Source organism: Streptosporangium sp. NPDC048886 (assembly GCF_055586905.1).
In genome coordinates, this window is record NZ_JBVJHH010000032.1 from 99,486 (window position 1) to 114,457 (window position 14,972).

The 14,972-nt window shown below is 71.9% G+C and carries 16 protein-coding genes; 8 read left to right on the forward strand and 8 right to left on the reverse strand.

Translation table 11 applies throughout. The features are described 5' to 3' along the window. Position 1: 1 nt before the first annotated feature. Together ACZ6R6_RS33350 and ACZ6R6_RS33355 are read right to left on the reverse strand one after the other, a co-directional pair. Positions 2 to 925 (reverse strand): ABC transporter permease, encoded by a 924-nt coding sequence (locus ACZ6R6_RS33350; protein WP_306858079.1) that lies wholly within the window; start codon positions 923 to 925, stop codon positions 2 to 4. Between the two features lie 65 nt (positions 926 to 990). Next, positions 991 to 2,595 (reverse strand): peptide ABC transporter substrate-binding protein, encoded by a 1,605-nt coding sequence (locus tag ACZ6R6_RS33355; protein ID WP_470100120.1) that lies wholly within the window; start codon positions 2,593 to 2,595, stop codon positions 991 to 993. Positions 2,596 to 2,723: 128 nt separating this feature from the next. Here ACZ6R6_RS33355 and ACZ6R6_RS33360 point away from each other — a divergent pair, with 128 nt between their 5' ends. Next, positions 2,724 to 3,701, forward strand: coding sequence for a helix-turn-helix transcriptional regulator (locus ACZ6R6_RS33360; protein WP_470100122.1), 978 nt, complete (start codon positions 2,724 to 2,726; stop codon positions 3,699 to 3,701). 88 nt (positions 3,702 to 3,789) lie between these two features. Here ACZ6R6_RS33360 and ACZ6R6_RS33365 read toward each other — a convergent pair whose 3' ends face one another. The 3 genes from ACZ6R6_RS33365 to ACZ6R6_RS33375 form a co-directional block, all read right to left on the reverse strand. Continuing rightward, positions 3,790 to 4,230: an ATP-binding protein gene (locus ACZ6R6_RS33365; protein WP_470100124.1), complete on the reverse strand. Its 441-nt coding sequence runs from the start codon at positions 4,228 to 4,230 to the stop codon at positions 3,790 to 3,792. 165 nt (positions 4,231 to 4,395) lie between these two features. Then, the gene (locus ACZ6R6_RS33370; protein ID WP_470100126.1) at positions 4,396 to 5,154 is read right to left on the reverse strand and encodes a DUF1206 domain-containing protein; all 759 of its coding nucleotides are present in this window, start codon (positions 5,152 to 5,154) and stop codon (positions 4,396 to 4,398) included. Between the two features lie 90 nt (positions 5,155 to 5,244). Continuing rightward, the gene (locus ACZ6R6_RS33375) at positions 5,245 to 6,141 is read right to left on the reverse strand and encodes a Ppx/GppA family phosphatase (protein WP_470100128.1); all 897 of its coding nucleotides are present in this window, start codon (positions 6,139 to 6,141) and stop codon (positions 5,245 to 5,247) included. Positions 6,142 to 6,444: 303 nt separating this feature from the next. On the opposite strand from ACZ6R6_RS33375, the gene ACZ6R6_RS33380 reads away from it, so the two are divergent. The 7 genes from ACZ6R6_RS33380 to ACZ6R6_RS33410 all read left to right on the forward strand — a co-directional run bounded on the left by ACZ6R6_RS33380 (position 6,445) and on the right by ACZ6R6_RS33410 (position 12,307). Continuing rightward, complete coding sequence (locus tag ACZ6R6_RS33380; RefSeq protein WP_470100185.1) at positions 6,445 to 6,849, forward strand: zinc-binding dehydrogenase; 405 nt, start codon at positions 6,445 to 6,447, stop codon at positions 6,847 to 6,849. Between the two features lie 102 nt (positions 6,850 to 6,951). Continuing rightward, entirely contained in the window at positions 6,952 to 8,103 is a 1,152-nt protein-coding gene (locus tag ACZ6R6_RS33385; RefSeq protein WP_470100130.1) for a polysaccharide pyruvyl transferase family protein, read from the forward strand. A 134-nt stretch (positions 8,104 to 8,237) separates the two neighbouring features. After that, entirely contained in the window at positions 8,238 to 9,914 is a 1,677-nt protein-coding gene (locus tag ACZ6R6_RS33390) for an MFS transporter (protein ID WP_470100132.1), read from the forward strand. A 254-nt stretch (positions 9,915 to 10,168) separates the two neighbouring features. Continuing rightward, entirely contained in the window at positions 10,169 to 10,699 is a 531-nt protein-coding gene (locus tag ACZ6R6_RS33395) for a hypothetical protein (protein ID WP_470100134.1), read from the forward strand. Between the two features lie 68 nt (positions 10,700 to 10,767). Beyond that, entirely contained in the window at positions 10,768 to 11,205 is a 438-nt protein-coding gene (locus ACZ6R6_RS33400; protein WP_470100136.1) for a hypothetical protein, read from the forward strand. Between the two features lie 175 nt (positions 11,206 to 11,380). Further along, on the forward strand, positions 11,381 to 11,584 hold the full coding sequence (locus ACZ6R6_RS33405) for a hypothetical protein (RefSeq protein WP_470100138.1): 204 nt from the start codon (positions 11,381 to 11,383) through the stop codon (positions 11,582 to 11,584). Positions 11,585 to 11,626: 42 nt separating this feature from the next. Continuing rightward, entirely contained in the window at positions 11,627 to 12,307 is a 681-nt protein-coding gene (locus tag ACZ6R6_RS33410) for a haloacid dehalogenase type II (protein WP_470100140.1), read from the forward strand. A gap of 256 nt (positions 12,308 to 12,563) precedes the next feature. On the opposite strand, the gene ACZ6R6_RS33415 is transcribed toward ACZ6R6_RS33410, so the two are convergent. The 3 genes from ACZ6R6_RS33415 to ACZ6R6_RS33425 all read right to left on the reverse strand — a co-directional run bounded on the left by ACZ6R6_RS33415 (position 12,564) and on the right by ACZ6R6_RS33425 (position 14,971). Beyond that, complete coding sequence (locus ACZ6R6_RS33415) at positions 12,564 to 12,980, reverse strand: hypothetical protein (RefSeq protein WP_470100142.1); 417 nt, start codon at positions 12,978 to 12,980, stop codon at positions 12,564 to 12,566. A gap of 355 nt (positions 12,981 to 13,335) precedes the next feature. Next, positions 13,336 to 13,713 (reverse strand): galactose-binding domain-containing protein, encoded by a 378-nt coding sequence (locus ACZ6R6_RS33420; RefSeq protein ID WP_470100144.1) that lies wholly within the window; start codon positions 13,711 to 13,713, stop codon positions 13,336 to 13,338. A gap of 10 nt (positions 13,714 to 13,723) precedes the next feature. Beyond that, positions 13,724 to 14,971, reverse strand: a complete 1,248-nt coding sequence (locus ACZ6R6_RS33425) for an MFS transporter (RefSeq protein WP_470100146.1) — start codon at positions 14,969 to 14,971, stop codon at positions 13,724 to 13,726. Position 14,972: the final 1 nt, after the last annotated feature.

Consider the following 14,972-nt stretch of genomic DNA (forward strand, 5'->3'; position numbering starts at 1 on the left):
CTCAACCACGACGGATCCTCGGGTCCAGCACGCCGTACAGGAGGTCGACGAGCAGGTTGACCAGGATGAAGATCATCACGAGCACGGTGACGATGCCCACGACGACGGGGCCCTCCTGGAGCTGGATGGACTGGAAGACCTGCTGGCCGATGCCCGGCAGGTTGAAGATGCCCTCGGTGACCACCGCGCCGGCCATCAGGTTGCCGAAGTCCACCCCGAGGAAGGTGACCACCGGGATCAGCGAGTTGCGCAGCGCGTGCCTGCCGATCACCCGCCTGCGGCGCAGCCCCTTGGCGCGGGCCGTGCGGACGTAGTCGGCCCGCATGTTCTCGATCAGGCTGGTACGGGTCAGCCGCGCCACGTAGGCCAGGCCGAAGGAGCCCAGCACCATGCCGGGCAGCAGGTAACTGACCGGCCATCCCTCGTCCACGCCCGCGGTCGGGAACAGCGCGAGGTTCAGGCCCAGCATGATCTGCGCGGTGTAGCCGACGACGAAGACCGGGACCGCGATGACGAAGGTGGTCCCGGCCAGCACCGCGGTGTCGGCGATCCCGCCGCGGCGCAGCCCGGCGATCACGCCGAGGCCGATGCCGACCACCAGCTCGAAGATCCAGGCGGTGACGGCGAGCTGGGCGGTCACCGCCCAGCGTCCCTGGAGCAGCTCGCTGACCGGCTGCCCGGTGAAGGTCTCCCCCAGGTCGCCCTGGACGGCGTTCAGCATGTAGATGCCGTACTGGACGATCAGCGGGTCGTTGAGGTGGTAGCGCTCCCGGAGCGTGTGGAGGACCTCGTCGGGCAGGGGCTTGTCCCCCGCCAGCGCCACGATCGGGTCGCCCGGCAGGGCGAAGACCATCGCGTAGATCAGGAACGTGGTGACGAAGAAGACCGGGACGGCCTGGAGCAGCCGCTGGACCGCGTATTTCACGTCCCCGCCCCACGGGGAGACCCCGGGGCGGCGCGCCCCGGGGTCACGTGTGCCTCGTTGATCAACTACTTCACCGTGATCGTGTCGAGGTTCGGGCTGTAGGCGTCGATCTGGACGTCACCGATCTTGTCGGAGTATCCGGCCTGGTCCTGCCAGTTCCACAGCGGGGCCATCGGCATCTCGCTGAGCGCCAGGTCCTCGGCCTTCTGATAGAGCGGGATGCTGGCCTCCATGCTGGCGGCGGAGTTGGCCTGGTCGAGCAGGTCGTTGAACTCCTTGCTCTCCCAGCCCATCCGGTTGCCCTCGCCCCACATCGGCTGCAGGTAGTTCTGCGGGCTCGGGTAGTCCATCACCCAGTTGTTGCGGTACGGCCCGTCCTGCTTGTGCGCGCGGAGCGTCGACAGGTAGTCGGCCGCCGGGATCTTGCGGAACTGGATGTCGGCGATCCCGAGGTTGTCCTTGAGCTGGTTGGCCACCGCGGTCATCCACTGCTCGTAGCTGGGGTCGGCGTTGGAGAAGTAGAGGTTCATCGTGCCGCTGAACCCGCCGGCCTTGTCGAACAGCGCCTTGGCCTTCGCCTTGTCGAAGACGCACGGCTCGCCGCAGGCGTTCTCCCGGTAGCCCGGCACCAGGGGCGCCACCAGCGAGCCCATCGGCTTGAAGGCGCCGTTGAAGACCGCGTCCACGATCGCCTGGCGGTCGATGGCCATCGAGACGGCCTTGCGCAGGTCGGCGCTCTGGAAGCGCTTGTCGTAGACCGGGAAGCCCAAGTAGTCCATGGTCCCGCTCGGCGTGGGCACGAACCGGTCGCCCAGCAGCCGCTTGGCCTCCGACGTGCTCGCCGGCGGGATCGTCTGGATCAGGTCCACCTTGCCGGCCCGCAGGTCCACGTAGGCGGTGTCACGGCTCTCGTAGATCTTGAAGTTGACCGCGGCGGACTTGGCGGGACGGGGCCCGGCGTAGCCGTCGAACTTCTTCACCCTGATCTTCTGGTTGTGCACCCAGTCGCCGTCCAGCGCGAAGGGGCCGTTGCCGATCGGCTTGGCGTCGTAGGCCTTGAGGTCGGCGAAGGCGGCCTTCGGCATCGGGGCGAAGCCGGTGTAGGCCAGCGTGATCGGGAACTGGCTGAACGGCGCGGTCAGCGTCACCTCGAGGGTGGTGGCGTCCACGACCTTCAGCCCGCTCAGCTTGTCGGTCGTGGGCTTGGGCGCCTCCTCCGAGCCCTCGGGGGTCTCGGGGTTCAGCTTGTCGTAGCCCTCGATGTTCTCGAAGTAGTAGTTGTTGGTCCACGCGTTGGGACCGTAGGCCGCGGCGTTCCACGCGTCGGCGAAGCTCTCGGCGGTCACCGGCTCGCCGTTGTGGAACTTCTGCCCCGGCTTGAGCTTGATCGTCCAGACCTTCTGGTCCTCGCTGGTCACCGACTCGGCGGCCCGCATCTGCGGCTGTCCCTTGGCGTCGATGAACACCGGCAGGTCGAACAGCGCCTGCAGCACGGTGATCGAGTAGCTGCTGGAGGTGTTGCCGGGGGTGAGGTGGTCCGGCTCCGTCAGCCCGACGGAGAACTCCTTCGCGCCCTGCTGCCCACCGGCGCCCGGGGCCGGGGATCCGCCGCACGCGCTCACCGCGAGCATCGTCGCCAGGAGGAGGGCGGAGCCCCGCGTCCTCGTCAAGACCGTCACTGTGTTCCTCCAGGGGGTGTTGCGAGGAGAGGGTAAAGACGGTTGCAAGGCACGGCATCGGATAATTTACGTATTCCCTACCCCGGTCGGCTTGGGGCACCCTGTGCACGGAGGAGACCATGGACCAGATCACCCTGAGCCCGCGCCACCTCCATGCGTTCACCGAGGTGGGCTTCCAGGTCGCCGGGCGCGGTGGCGCCTGCGCCGCGATGCGCGCCCTGCGCGAGGTCATCGCGCTGGAGGCCTACGAGTTCGTCGCCTACGACCCGGCGACCGGGCGGCACCGCAGCCTGGTCTCCGACGGCTACGCGCGGGTGGACGGCGACGCCGCCGAGGAGTATGTCCGGCTCGACTCCTACCGCCGGGCCATGGACTCCCGGGTGCCGCTGACCATGGGCGCCCCGGGGACCGAGCGCTACTTCCGGCGCCATCTGGAGCCGTACGGCTGGCGGGCCGGGCTGACCACCCCGCTGTTCCTGGCCGAGGGCCGCTACACCGGCCTGCTCCATCTGAACGCCCGCGACCCCGAGGCGTTCTCCGCCGAGACCAGCACGCTGATCAGCGCCGTCTCCCCCACCCTGGCGCACGTCACCGACCTGAGCCGCTGCGTGATCGACCCCGTCGGCCTGCCGCCGGGCTTCCACGCGGCGGCCTTCGACCGCAGCGGCACCCGCAGGGACGTCGCCGGCGCCCCTGCCTCGGAGGCCGTCGCCGCCGAGCCGGCCATGGCGGAGCTGGCCAGGGAGTTCATCGACTCCCGCGAGCTCAACAGGCGCGGGCTCTGGCTCGACGGGACCGGGCGGTGGCGGGAGGTGCGGCTGCTGCGCGCCGGGGTCGGGCCGCACGGCGCCATCCAGGGCGCGGTGGTCGCCGAGCGCGCGTGCGCCCTGCCGTACGAGCTGACGGGCCGGGAGATCGAGGTGATCACGCGGGTCGCGCTCGGCGACTCCAACCCGCAGATCGCCGCTGCCCTGGTGCTGAGCGTCCGCACCGTCACCACCCACCTGGAGCACATCTTCGCCAAGCTCGGCTGCGAGAGCCGGACCCGGCTGACCACCAAGGCCCTCGCCGAGGGACTGTGCCGGCTGCTGGTCTGAGCCCGGGGCGCGCGGACTCTCGCCCCGGGCGGGGACGCCCCGGACCGCGGACGCCCGGGCGGCGGGCGCCCCGGGCGGGGCCCGGTCCTCATCGGGCGCCGGCCAGCCGGCCCGCCGGCACCGCGGCCTTCTCCAGCACGAGCTCGAACCAGACCATGTTGGTGCCCGCCTCCCGGACCAGGCCCCAGCGGTGCGACAGCGCCTCCAGCAGGGGCAGGCCCCGGCCGCCGGTGGCGTCGGCCGGGGCGTGACACCCGCAGGGGGCGTTCGGCGAGCCCTCGTCCTGGATGCGGACCCGCACCGCCTCCGGCGAGCAGGCGACGGTGACGGTGAAGGCCCCGCCGTCCCCCGATCGGGAGTGGAGCACCGCGTTGGTGGCGATCTCACTGGTCAGCAGCACGCAGTCGTCGTGGAGCGGATGGTCCCGGCCCAAGGTCGTCGAGACCAGCCGCCGGGCCCGTGCCACCTGGTCGGCGGAGCCCGCCAGGCGGAGGATCCATTCGCTGCCGTCATGCTCCCACGAGTCCATCCGGCCCCCTCCGATGCTGTCCGCGCCTCTGGAGGACGCGGGGCTCGGAAAGGTAGATGTCTCACAAAAGTATGAATGGGGTCACTTACCGGATAGGCAGGTCGGGCTTGCCAGCCGGGCCCGGGCCTGCGTGCCCGCACCTGCCGCCCCGTGCGATCCCATCCGTCACAGCCGGTGCCAGCGCGCCTGGAAGAAACAGTAGGCCGCGAACAGCAGCAGGCCGATGGCGATGACGCCGAGCAGCCACGGCCCGGCGGGGGTGTCGGCCAGCGCGCGCAGCGTCGAGTCGACGCCCTTGGCCTTGTCGGGATCGTAGGTGAGCGCCGCCTGGATGACGAAGACCCCGGCGACCGCGGCGATCACGCCACGGGCGAGGTATCCGGCCATGCCGAGCTTCTCGGCGAGCTCGCGCGCCTTCGGGGGCATCTCGCCGGTGCGCAGGTCCTCCAGGAACCTCTTCTTCCAGCCCTTGTGGATCCAGTAGGCCCCCAGGGCGATCAGGCCCAGCCCGACGAGGCCGACGATGACCTGCCCGCCGGGCAGGTCCATCAGCTTGGCGGTGAGGTCCTTGGAGCTCTTGTCGGTCGAGCTGCCCGCGTCGCCCCGCAGCAGCAGGCTGAGCAGCGTCGCCACGATCAGCGCGTACACCGCCGTGTGCGCCGCCGCCTCGACCCGCTTCTTGGCCTCGCCGCGGCCGATGACCGCCTCCGAGAACTGCCAGACGGTCAGCGCGGCGAAGCCGAGGACCATCAGCCAGAGCAGCACGGTGCCGAACGGCTGCTCGGCCACCATCTCGACCGCGCCGGTCTTGTCGGCCTCCTTGCCTCCGCTCCCGCCGCCGAAGGCGATCTGCAGGGCCAGGAACCCGATCAGCCCGTAGAGGACGCCGCGGCAGGCCAGTCCGAGCCGGGCCAGCCTGTCCAACGTCTGACTGTTCGCCGCTCTGCGCGCGGCGCCTTCCACCTGAGCGCTTCTCATAGCAATGCGCTCTTACCGGTTAAAGGGGAGGTAAACCTAGCTTTCCGGCATGGCGTCCAGGCGCCGCAGGATGACCCCCTCGCGCAGCGCCCACGGGCACACCTCCAGCTCCCCCACTCCGAACAGGTCCATCGTGGCGTCGGCGACGATCGCCCCGGCCGGCAGCTGCGGGGCCCGCCCGTCCGAGACCCCGGGCAGCTCCGCCCGCTCCCGCACGTCCATCTTGGCCAGCCGGTCGGCCCACTCGATCAGGTCGGCGTGCCTGAGCACCCGGCGGACGTCCGAGCCCTCCTGTGAGGGCGCCGCCCCGGCGATCCTGGCGAGCTGCCTGAACGTCTTGGACGTCGCCACCGCGTGGTCGGCCCGGCCGTACCGCGCCACCTCGCCCACCGTGCGGGCGATCTCAGCCCGCACGTGCCTGCGCAGCGCCCGCGCCTCGTCGGCCGGGGGCGGGTCGGCGGTGAACCAGTCACGGGTGAGCCGCCCGGCCCCCAGCGGCAGCGACACCGCCACGTCCGGCTGCTCGTCGATCCCCGAGGCGATCTCCAGCGATCCTCCGCCGATGTCCAGCACCAGCAGCCGCCCCGACGACCATCCGAACCACCGCCGCACGGCCAGGAACGTCAGCCTCGCCTCGTCCTGGCCGGACAGCACCTCGATGTCCGCCCCGGAACCGGCCTTGATCCCTTCGAGCACCTCTTCACCGTTGACCGCCTCCCTGACCGCCGAGGTCGCGAAGGCCATGAGGTCCTCGACCCCCTTGTCCTCGGCGAGCCGCACGGCCTTCTCGACGAACTCCCGCAGCCGCGCGGCGCCCCGCTCGGAGAGCCGGTGGCCCTCCTCCATGTGCTCGGCGAGCCTCAGCTCCTCCTTGTGGGAGTACGCGGGCAGCGGCCGAGCCCCCCGATGGGCGTCCATCACCAACAGATGCACCGTATTGGAACCAATGTCTAGAACACCCAGTCGCATGGGTCGAAGTTACTACCGTTCCCGAGCGTCCCCGCCCGCCGTCCGGCGGGAGCCGTCCGCCCGTCCGCCGTGTTTGTCATGCCGCCCCACGGCGCATGTCATGGACACGGGCCGCTCTTCCCGCGCCGGCCTCGGCGCTCCCCGGCGGGAGGGAGGTCCCGGCGGCCGTCACGCGTCCGGAGGCCGGCCGCCGGGACGCCGTGACCGGCGGAACCCGTGACCGGCGGGACAAGGCCACAACAGGCAGGGGAGAACATCGTGGCTCTCATGCGCGCGATCAGCCAGGACACCTTCGGCGGCCCGGAGGTGCTGCACCCGGTGCGGGTGGCCGCCCTGACCGCCTGGCAGATCCTGACGGACACCGCCGGCGTCGGGCCCGGCCGGCGCGTCCTCGTCCACGCGGCCGCGGGCGGGGTGGGCCATTTCACCGTCCAGATCGCCAAGCGCCTGGGGGCGTACGTGATCGGCACCGCCCGCGAGGCCAAGCACGGGTGGCTGCGCGAGCTGGGAGCCGACGAGCTCGTCGACTACACCGCCACCCCGTTCGAGGAGGCCGTCCACGACGTGGACGTGGTCGTCGACCTGGTCGGCGACGACCACGACTCCACCGGCACCCGCTCCCTCGACGTCCTGCGCACCAGGGGCGAGCTCGTGCTCCGCGTCACCCCCTGACCGCCCGGTGCCGGGGACGCCGACGACCGGACCGGCCCGGGGTGGGATACGCCGAACGCCCTACGGGTACAAAATATCCGAAAACGGAAAAAAGGGGCGAATATGAGCAAACCGCGCGGGCCGACCATCGGGCTCCTGGGCTCCTACGGTGGCCGCAACGTAGGGGACGAGGCCATCCTCACCAGCATTCTCGACAGCATCCGGAAAGGACGCCCCGACGCCTTGACGGTGGTGTTCTCCCGGACCCCCGAGCACACCCGCGTCCACCATCAGGGGATCGAGGTGGTCGGCTGGGAGGGGATCAGCCGCGAACCGGCCTCACAGATCGTGAGCCGCCTGGACGTACTGGTCCTCGGCGGCGGCGGCATCCTCTACGACACCGAGGCCCGCCGCTACCTGCGGCTCGCCCGGCTGGCCCACGAGCAGAACGTCCCGGTCTTCACCTACGCGCTGGGCGCCGGGCCGCTCACCGACCGCCTGGACTGCATGCTGGTGCGGGAGACGCTCAACGACAGCACCACGATCACCGTCCGCGACGAGGAGTCCCGGCTGGTGCTGGAGGAGACCGGGGTGATGAGCGCGATCACGGTCACCGCCGACCCGGCGCTCCTGCTCGAACAGGAGGAGTTCGGCCATGACCTGCTCCGCTCCGAGGGGGTGCCCGAGCGGGTCCGGCTGGTCGGCATGAGCGTGCGCGAGCCCGGCCGCGCCGCCGAGCACCTGGACGTGCAGGGCTACCACGAGTTGCTCGCCCACGTGGGAGACTTCCTGGTCCGCCGGCTCGACGCCTACATCGTCTTCGTCCCGATGGAGCGGGACGACATACGGCACTCCCACGCGGTGCTGTCCCACATGAACGCCGCCGACCGCTGCCGCGTGCTGCACGGAAACTACCGGCCCCGCCAGATCCTCGGCCTGACACGGCACCTGGACCTCGTGGTCGGCATGCGGCTGCACTTCCTGATCTTCGCCGCGCTGCAGGGGGTGCCGTTGCTGCCGCTGCCCTACGCCGGGAAGGTGTTCGACTTCGCCCAACAGCTGGGAGCGCCGGCCCTCAGCGGCGTCGTCAGGGAGGCCGCCGGCCCGCTGCTGGCGGAGGTCGACAGGGTGTGGGACGAGCGGCCCGCGCACACCGAGCGGATCAACGCCCGCACCCCGGCCCTGCGCGCCCGCGCCGCCGCGACGGCCGAGCACCTGCTGGCACAGCTCGAACTCATCTCGCCGCGCGCGTCCGTCTGGGACCGGAGCGCGTAGGGGGACCCGGAGGGAACGGGCGGGGGAGGCGGAGAACCGGGGGGAGCGCAGAGGACCGAGGGGAGCCTCCGGAGCCGGGACCGCGCGAAGGGGAGCCTCCGAACCAGGACCGAGCGAACCGGGGAGCGCCAGAGATGAGCCGGCCGCCACTGCAGCAGCCAAGGGGCGTCCCACCGACGAAGGCGATGTGGGCGCCCCTGCGCCGCCGACTGTTCCGCGCGCTGTGGATCGCCCAGCTCGTGGCCAACACGGGCACGTGGATGCAGACCGTCGGCGCGCAGTGGCTCATGGGCGACCTGGGCGGCGACGCGCTGGACATCGCCCTGGTGCAGACCGCCACCGCGCTCCCGGTCTTCCTGCTCGTCGTCCCGGCCGGAGCGCTGGGCGACATCCTCGACCGGCGACGCCTGCTGCTGGTCAGCCAGGTGCTCACTTTCGCCGGCGCGGCCGCCCTCGCGGTGCTCACCGCCGCCGACGCCGTGACGCGGCCGCTCCTGCTCACCCTGACCGGTTTGATGGCCGTCGGACAGGCATTCGCCGTGCCCACCTTCCAGGCCATCCAGCCGGAGCTCGTCAGCCTGGACGAGATCCCACAGGCCGCGCTGCTCAACGGCGCCAACGGCAACGTGGCACGGGCCGTCGGGCCCGCGCTCGGCGGTGTGCTCATCTCCGTCGCGGGGCCGGAGGCGACGTTCGCCCTCAACGCGCTGTCCTTCCTCGGCGTCATGCTGGTGCTGTACGTCTGGAAGCGGCCACCCGACCACCGCCCCCTGGGCGCCGAGCACATCCGCGACGCGATCCGCGCGGGCGCGCGCTATGTCCGCAGCGCCCCGGAGTTCGCCGCGGTCCTGTGGTGCTCGGTGACGTTCACCTTCTGCGCCAGCGGGATGTGGGCCCTGCTGCCCGCCCTCGCCCGCGGCCCGCTCGGTCTCGGCGCCGGAGGCTACGGCGTGCTGCTGGCCGGGGTCGGCGCCGGCGCCGTCGCGGGCGCGTTCGCCCTCCCCGTGGCCCGCGGACGGATGGGGCCCAACACGGTCGTGGCCGGTTCGACGATCTGCTACGCCCTGGCGATGGTCGTCATCAGCACGGTCGAGGCCGTGCCGGTCGTCATCGCCGCCCTGGTGGCGGCCGGCCTGGCCTGGATCGCCGTCCTGTCGACGCTGAACGCCGCGGCCCAGCTCCTGCTGCCGGAGTGGGCGCGCGCGCGGTCGCTGGCCTACTACCAGCTGGTGTTCATGGGCGGGCAGGCGGTGGGGGCGCTGGTGTGGGGGCTGGTGGCCGAGAGCCTGTCCCTGCGGGCGGCCTTCCTGGTCCCGGCCGCCGTGCTGATCCTGAGCACGCCGATCGGCGTACTGCGGGTGCCGCTGCCGACGGCGCGCTTCGACATGCGCCAGGTGCGCCACTACCCCGAGCCGCCCAGCGACCTGGAGCACGGCAGGGGACCGCTGCTGGTGGTGGTCGAATGGCGCGTCGGCCCGGCGAACGCCGAGGCGTTCCTGCAGGTGATGCAGGAGATCGGCCGGGCACGGCGGCGCACCGGGGCGACGATGTGGAGCCTCTTCGAGGACATGGAGGAGCCGACCCTCTACGTCGAGACCTTCACCATCCAGACCGCGCACGAGCATCTGCGCCAGCACGTCGAACGGGGCACGGCCAGGGACCAGGAGCTGGACCTGCAGGCGCTGCGCCTGGTCTTGGAGGGCACCTATCCGGAGGTTCGCCACCTGATCTGGGCCTACGCGGCCACGCCGGGTCAGGAGGCGAAGGAGCCGGAGCTCAGGTCGATCGTGTCGCTGCTGCGCCCCCGCTGACGACGGCCGCGCCGGGCGGCCGGTCTCCTGCCCGCCCCGGGCGGGCGGGACCGGGTCCGGCGGGGGATCCCGTCCGCCGTACGGTCGCGCCGCCCCGGGGCCGCCGCCGTACGCCCCCGCGGGGAGGAGGTGCGGGCAACCGTCCCGCAAGCGCCGGTCAAGCGGCCCCGCCGACAATCGGCCCGCCGATCGCCGCCGCCGCGCACCCCCGCCGGACGGCGCCGTCGATCGCCCGACGATCCCGAGAGGCGAGGATGATGAGAGCACTGGGCTGGGCCGGCGTGAGCACCGGCACGGCGATGACACTGGCCGGCCTGTACGGCATGGCCGTCATCCCGGCCACCGATCTCCACCTGCCGGCCTGGGCGGTGCCGCTCTTCGTCGTCGGGCTCCTGCTGGAGATCGGCGCCGCGACGGTGCTGTTCCACGCCTACTTCGACCGGATGTGGGAGCGTTCCGTGCAGGCCGTCCCCGGCGGAGGCTCCCCCGGCGGGCTCCTGTCCTCCATCGGCGTCCTGACCGGTGAGGACGGCCTGCTGACCGGCGGCCTGCCCGCCGAGGCGGACATCCTGGCGATGGCCGACACGGGCATGACCGTCAACGACTCCCCGGTCGCGCAGTTCCGGCTGGAGGTCCGGACGGGCACCGCCGAGCCCTACGTCGTCGACCATCGCCAGACGCTGCCCAGGCTGCCGGCCGGCGCGGTGCTGCCGGGCCGCAGGGTGCCGGTCCGGGTCGACCCCGCGGACGCCCGGCGGCTCGCCATCGACTGGGCGGCGCTGTGAACGCGGGCGCCGGGGCCGGATCTCCCCGTTCCCCGGGCCGTCGCCCTCCCCCGCTCTACGATGGTGCGATGCACGCGGAACTTCTGGCCGCGCTGGAACCGATCTGCCGGGACCTGCGCACGGGCTGCGCCGTACCCCCCGACATCCGTGAGGCACACGCCGACCCGGGCCGCTGGGAGGGGCTGGCCTGCGCCTGGTTCTACGGCCCCGACGGCAGCGGGCAGGAGGTCTCCGTGGTGCTCGGCGAGGATCCGGCCGAGCAGGTGGCCCGGCTCGCCGACCAGGTGCAGGAGTGGGCGGTGGAGGCGTTGTGGGCGGCGGGCCTGCCCGCGGTGTGGCCGCACTGCCCGGCGCACCCTGATTCGCACCCCCTGCTGGCCAGGGCGGAGCGCGGCCAGGCGGCGTGGTTCTGCCCGCACACCGGTGAGCTGGTCACCCCTGTCGGGCGGTTGCCTGTCCGCACGCCGCCGGAGGGGCCGCGGCCCGCGGCGCCCGGACAACCATGACCTTCAAGAATCGGCGCATACTTACAGGGTAGGAAGCACCAGGATCGGGCCGGCAGCTCCGCGATCTCACCGGAGCCCGACCGCCCCGCCCGGCGGGGCCGGCGTCGAGCACGCCCGGCTCGCGCGCTCCTCCATGACGGGGCACGGGCGGGAGCGCGGCGCCGAAGGAGGAGCAATGATCCATGACGACACGTCCACCCCGGACCAGCCGGTGAGCGTTGAGGACGGGCGCTCCGCCGACGACCTCCCGATCGAGGAATCGGAGTGGCCGGCACCGCTCGCGCAGTCGCCCGACGCCCAGCCCGAGGGAGACCCCGACGCCGGCAGGCAACATGACTGGCTGCCACGCAGAGCGCAGTCGCCGGACGACATGGAGTGATCCCGGGGCGACGCGGCAGCGGACCGATCCGGGAGGAGTGACATGAGCGCGGTCCCCCAGATTGTGATCTTCGACGTCAACGAGACGCTCAGCGACATGGCGCCGATGCGTGCCCGCTTCGAGGAGGTGGGGGCGCCCGGGCATCTGATGCCCACCTGGTTCGCGGGCGTGCTGCGCGACGGGTTCGCGCTGGCCGCGGCAGGCGGTTACGCCGATTTCGCCCAGGTCGCCGCCGATGTGCTCAAGGAGCTGCTCGCCGCCACGCCCGGCTGGCACGGCGACCCGGACGGCGCGGCCGCGCACGTGCTGGACGGGCTGGCCGGGCTGAAGGTGCATCCGGACGTCCCGGACGGGATGCGGATGCTCCGTGAGGCGGGGATACGGATGTTCACCATGACCAACGGCGCCGCGTCGGCGACCGAGCGCCTGCTGGCGCGGGAGGGGCTCCTCGACCTGGTGGAGGAGCGGCTGGACGTGCACGGCCCCCGGGTGTGGAAACCCGCCGCGGCCGCCTACCTGTACGCGGTCGGCCGCGCCGGAGTCCCTCCTGACCAGGCCGTCCTGGTCGCCGTGCACCCGTGGGACATCGAGGGCGCGCAACGGGCCGGGCTCGTCGGAGCATGGCTGGACCGGCACGGCACGCCCTACCCGGGCGCGATGACCGCCCCGCACCTCAGCGCCCCGGACCTCGTCAGCCTGGCCGGGCGCTGGCAGAACCCCTGACCGCCCGGGGGGGGGCTCCGCCGGCGTCCCCGGGCCGTGCCGTACGGCGGGCGGTCCGCCGGGGCGTCAGGTCGGAGTCCCACGGCCAGGCGCGCGCGGCGTGGAGCGGCGCCAGCAGCGCACCCGCCGGCACGGCGGAGATCCTGCGGAGTGCAGTACCCGTGTTGACCATGCGACCGAGTATCGGCAGGGCGCCGTGTCGCGGTCCAAGTCCGGTCTCCGAGCCGCCGCGACCCCGGGCTTTCGAAATCAGCGGCTACCAGCCGTTGCCGTTTCCATTGCCATTTCCGTCGCCGTTGCCGTTGTCTTCGCCGTTTCCGTTGTCCTCACCGTCGCCGTTGTCGTCCGTCCACTGCCCTCTCTCGTCGCACCCCTCGTGATTCCAGCCTTGTTCATAACCTATGTAGTAGCCGTACTCGAAGTCCGGCAGGCCCGAGTCTCCGTGACCACCCGGGTTGGGATCGATGCAGCGATGGCCGTCGAGCTGGCCCTGAGTGATGCCCGGCTGGCAGCCATGCCCCTTCTCCTCGCACGGGTCCTGCGGCTCCGACGGGGCTGCCACCTCTGGATTCGCTCGGGACGGGGCGGCCAGGGCCTCCGCGGCGAAGCCCAGAGGGAACGCGAGGGAGGCGGCGAGTGCCGGCCCGATGATGAGTGAGCATTTACCAAACATGACTGCTCCTTTCCGGCAAATAACAGAGTATTTGCCTCGCTACAGAAGGGCACTCATGGGCGCAAGCGGGGGATACCCTCATATATGCGGTAAATAGCCATATAAGGTATAAACCATCTCAAATGCCATCCAAAGAGATCACCCTCCGGCCCGTCGGCGGCCCGAGTCGGCGATCTTCTTATGGCGGAGAATTACATCAAGGGATTTCCGGCCGATTTCCCCGCATGCCCACGTTCTTGTGAGTGAGCAGGCTCATACCGCCGACCAGCGGGACCCACCGGAGTGACCCGGCCGGCTACGGGCGTGCTCCACGGTGGGGTTCCAACCGGGAGCACGCCATATGGCCGGCCGTCTCTCAAGCGCCGGCCAAGGTGCCGCCGAGGTAGAGGTTGACGCTGTCCGCCGGGTTGAAGGTGTGGTCGGCCGCCGACACCAGGCTCTGGTAGGTCGTGGCGCTCTGCTCACGGCCCAGGACCTGGATGTTCCGCGTACGGGTGCCCCACGAGGAGCCGGGGTTGAGTTTCACCACGACCGAGCCGACGACGGCGTTGGCGCCGAGCTTGCCGGTCAGCGTGTTCGGGAACGCGCCGGAGCCGGCCGCCCAGTAGGTGGCCTGGTCGCCGTCGTTGACCGCCGACACCTCGTGACCGGCTACGGAACTGCCGGCTTGGGCCGCCTTCCCCGGCGACAGGTTGGGCCGGCCCGCGGCGGAGGCCGGGACGAGCGGCCCCACGGCGACGGCCTCATGGAGTGGCCATCGTGTTCTCTGTCGCGGCGAGCTCGCCCGTACCGATGTCGCCGTGAGGCCGCCGGTGCAGCGCCCAGATCACCAGGGCGGCGGTGGCGTAGCCGGCGCCGAGCACACTCGCGGCGGTCCACCCGGCGGCCTCGTAGGCCCAGGTGGTGGTCACGGCGCCGAGACTGGAGCCGAGGGAGTAGAAGACCATGTAGGCGCCGATGGTGCCGCTGGTCCGGCCGGGGTGGGCAGCGGTGATGAGCTGCTGGTTGGTGACGTGCACGGCTTGCACGGCGAAGTCGAGCAGTACGATGCCCGCGCCCAGCGGCCACAGCGAATGACCCGTCAGGGCGGTCAGCCCCCACGAGGCGATCAGAGCGGCCAGGGACCATCCGGTCACGGAGCCGGAGCGACCGCGGTCGGCCCAGCGTCCCGCCCGTGCGGCGCCGAGGGCTCCGGCCAGACCCGCGAGGCCGAACAGGCCGATCTGGGTGGTCGACAGCTGCCAGCGCTCGGCCGACAGCGGCAGCGCGATCCCGCTCCAGAGCGTGCCGAAGGAGGCGAACAGGAAGAACGCGATCAGCGCCCTCCCCCGGAACAGGCGGTCCGTCGCCGTCAGTCGCCCCACGGCGCCGATCGCCCGCGCATACCGCCGGGCGCCACCGCGGCGGCCGTCCCGGCCGCGCGGGGACCTCCGGGCGTCCGGGGGCAGCGCGACGAGGACGACGGCCGCCAGCGCGAGGGAGAGGATCGTGAGGGTGAGGTAGATGCCGCGCCAGCCGGCGAGGTCGGCGAGGAGCCCCGCGAGCACCCGGCCGCCCAGGATGCCGATCACGACCCCGGAGGTGACGACGCCGATGTTGCGCCCACGCTCGGGTGCGGCGGAGGTGGCGGCGGTATAGGCCACGGCGATCTGCACGACCACGGCGAACACGCCCGCCACAGCCAGACCGGCCAACGCCGCCGCCGGCTGGTCGGTGACGGCCACCAGGCCGGTGCCGAGCGCGGTGAGGGTGAGATGGCAGGCCATGAGCCGGCGCCGGTCCAGCAGGTCGCCCAGTGGCACGAGCAGGATCAGGCCGGCCAGATATCCGAGCTGTCCGACGCCGACGACCCAGCCCAGTCCGCCCGGGGTCAGCCCGAGGTCGGCCCCCATCCGCTCCAGGACGGGCTGGGCCGCGTAGATGGTCGACACCGCCACCGCGCACACCACGGCCAGCAGCGTCCGGTGCCCGCGTCCTGGTCCCTGCCCCATT

Bases quoted from the DNA above. Each gene is read 5' to 3' on its own strand.
- ACZ6R6_RS33425 (WP_470100146.1), bottom strand. From the start codon at position 14,971: ATGGGGCAGGGACCAGGACGCGGGCACCGGACGCTGCTGGCCGTGGTG.
- ACZ6R6_RS33410 (WP_470100140.1), top strand. From the start codon at position 11,627: ATGAGCGCGGTCCCCCAGATTGTGATCTTCGACGTCAACGAGACGCTC.
- ACZ6R6_RS33405 (WP_470100138.1), top strand. From the start codon at position 11,381: ATGATCCATGACGACACGTCCACCCCGGACCAGCCGGTGAGCGTTGAG.
- ACZ6R6_RS33385 (WP_470100130.1), top strand. From the start codon at position 6,952: ATGAGCAAACCGCGCGGGCCGACCATCGGGCTCCTGGGCTCCTACGGT.
- ACZ6R6_RS33380 (WP_470100185.1), top strand. From the start codon at position 6,445: ATGCGCGCGATCAGCCAGGACACCTTCGGCGGCCCGGAGGTGCTGCAC.
- ACZ6R6_RS33415 (WP_470100142.1), bottom strand. From the start codon at position 12,980: ATGTTTGGTAAATGCTCACTCATCATCGGGCCGGCACTCGCCGCCTCC.
- ACZ6R6_RS33400 (WP_470100136.1), top strand. From the start codon at position 10,768: ATGCACGCGGAACTTCTGGCCGCGCTGGAACCGATCTGCCGGGACCTG.
- ACZ6R6_RS33395 (WP_470100134.1), top strand. From the start codon at position 10,169: ATGATGAGAGCACTGGGCTGGGCCGGCGTGAGCACCGGCACGGCGATG.
- ACZ6R6_RS33360 (WP_470100122.1), top strand. From the start codon at position 2,724: ATGGACCAGATCACCCTGAGCCCGCGCCACCTCCATGCGTTCACCGAG.
- ACZ6R6_RS33390 (WP_470100132.1), top strand. From the start codon at position 8,238: ATGAGCCGGCCGCCACTGCAGCAGCCAAGGGGCGTCCCACCGACGAAG.
- ACZ6R6_RS33365 (WP_470100124.1), bottom strand. From the start codon at position 4,230: ATGGACTCGTGGGAGCATGACGGCAGCGAATGGATCCTCCGCCTGGCG.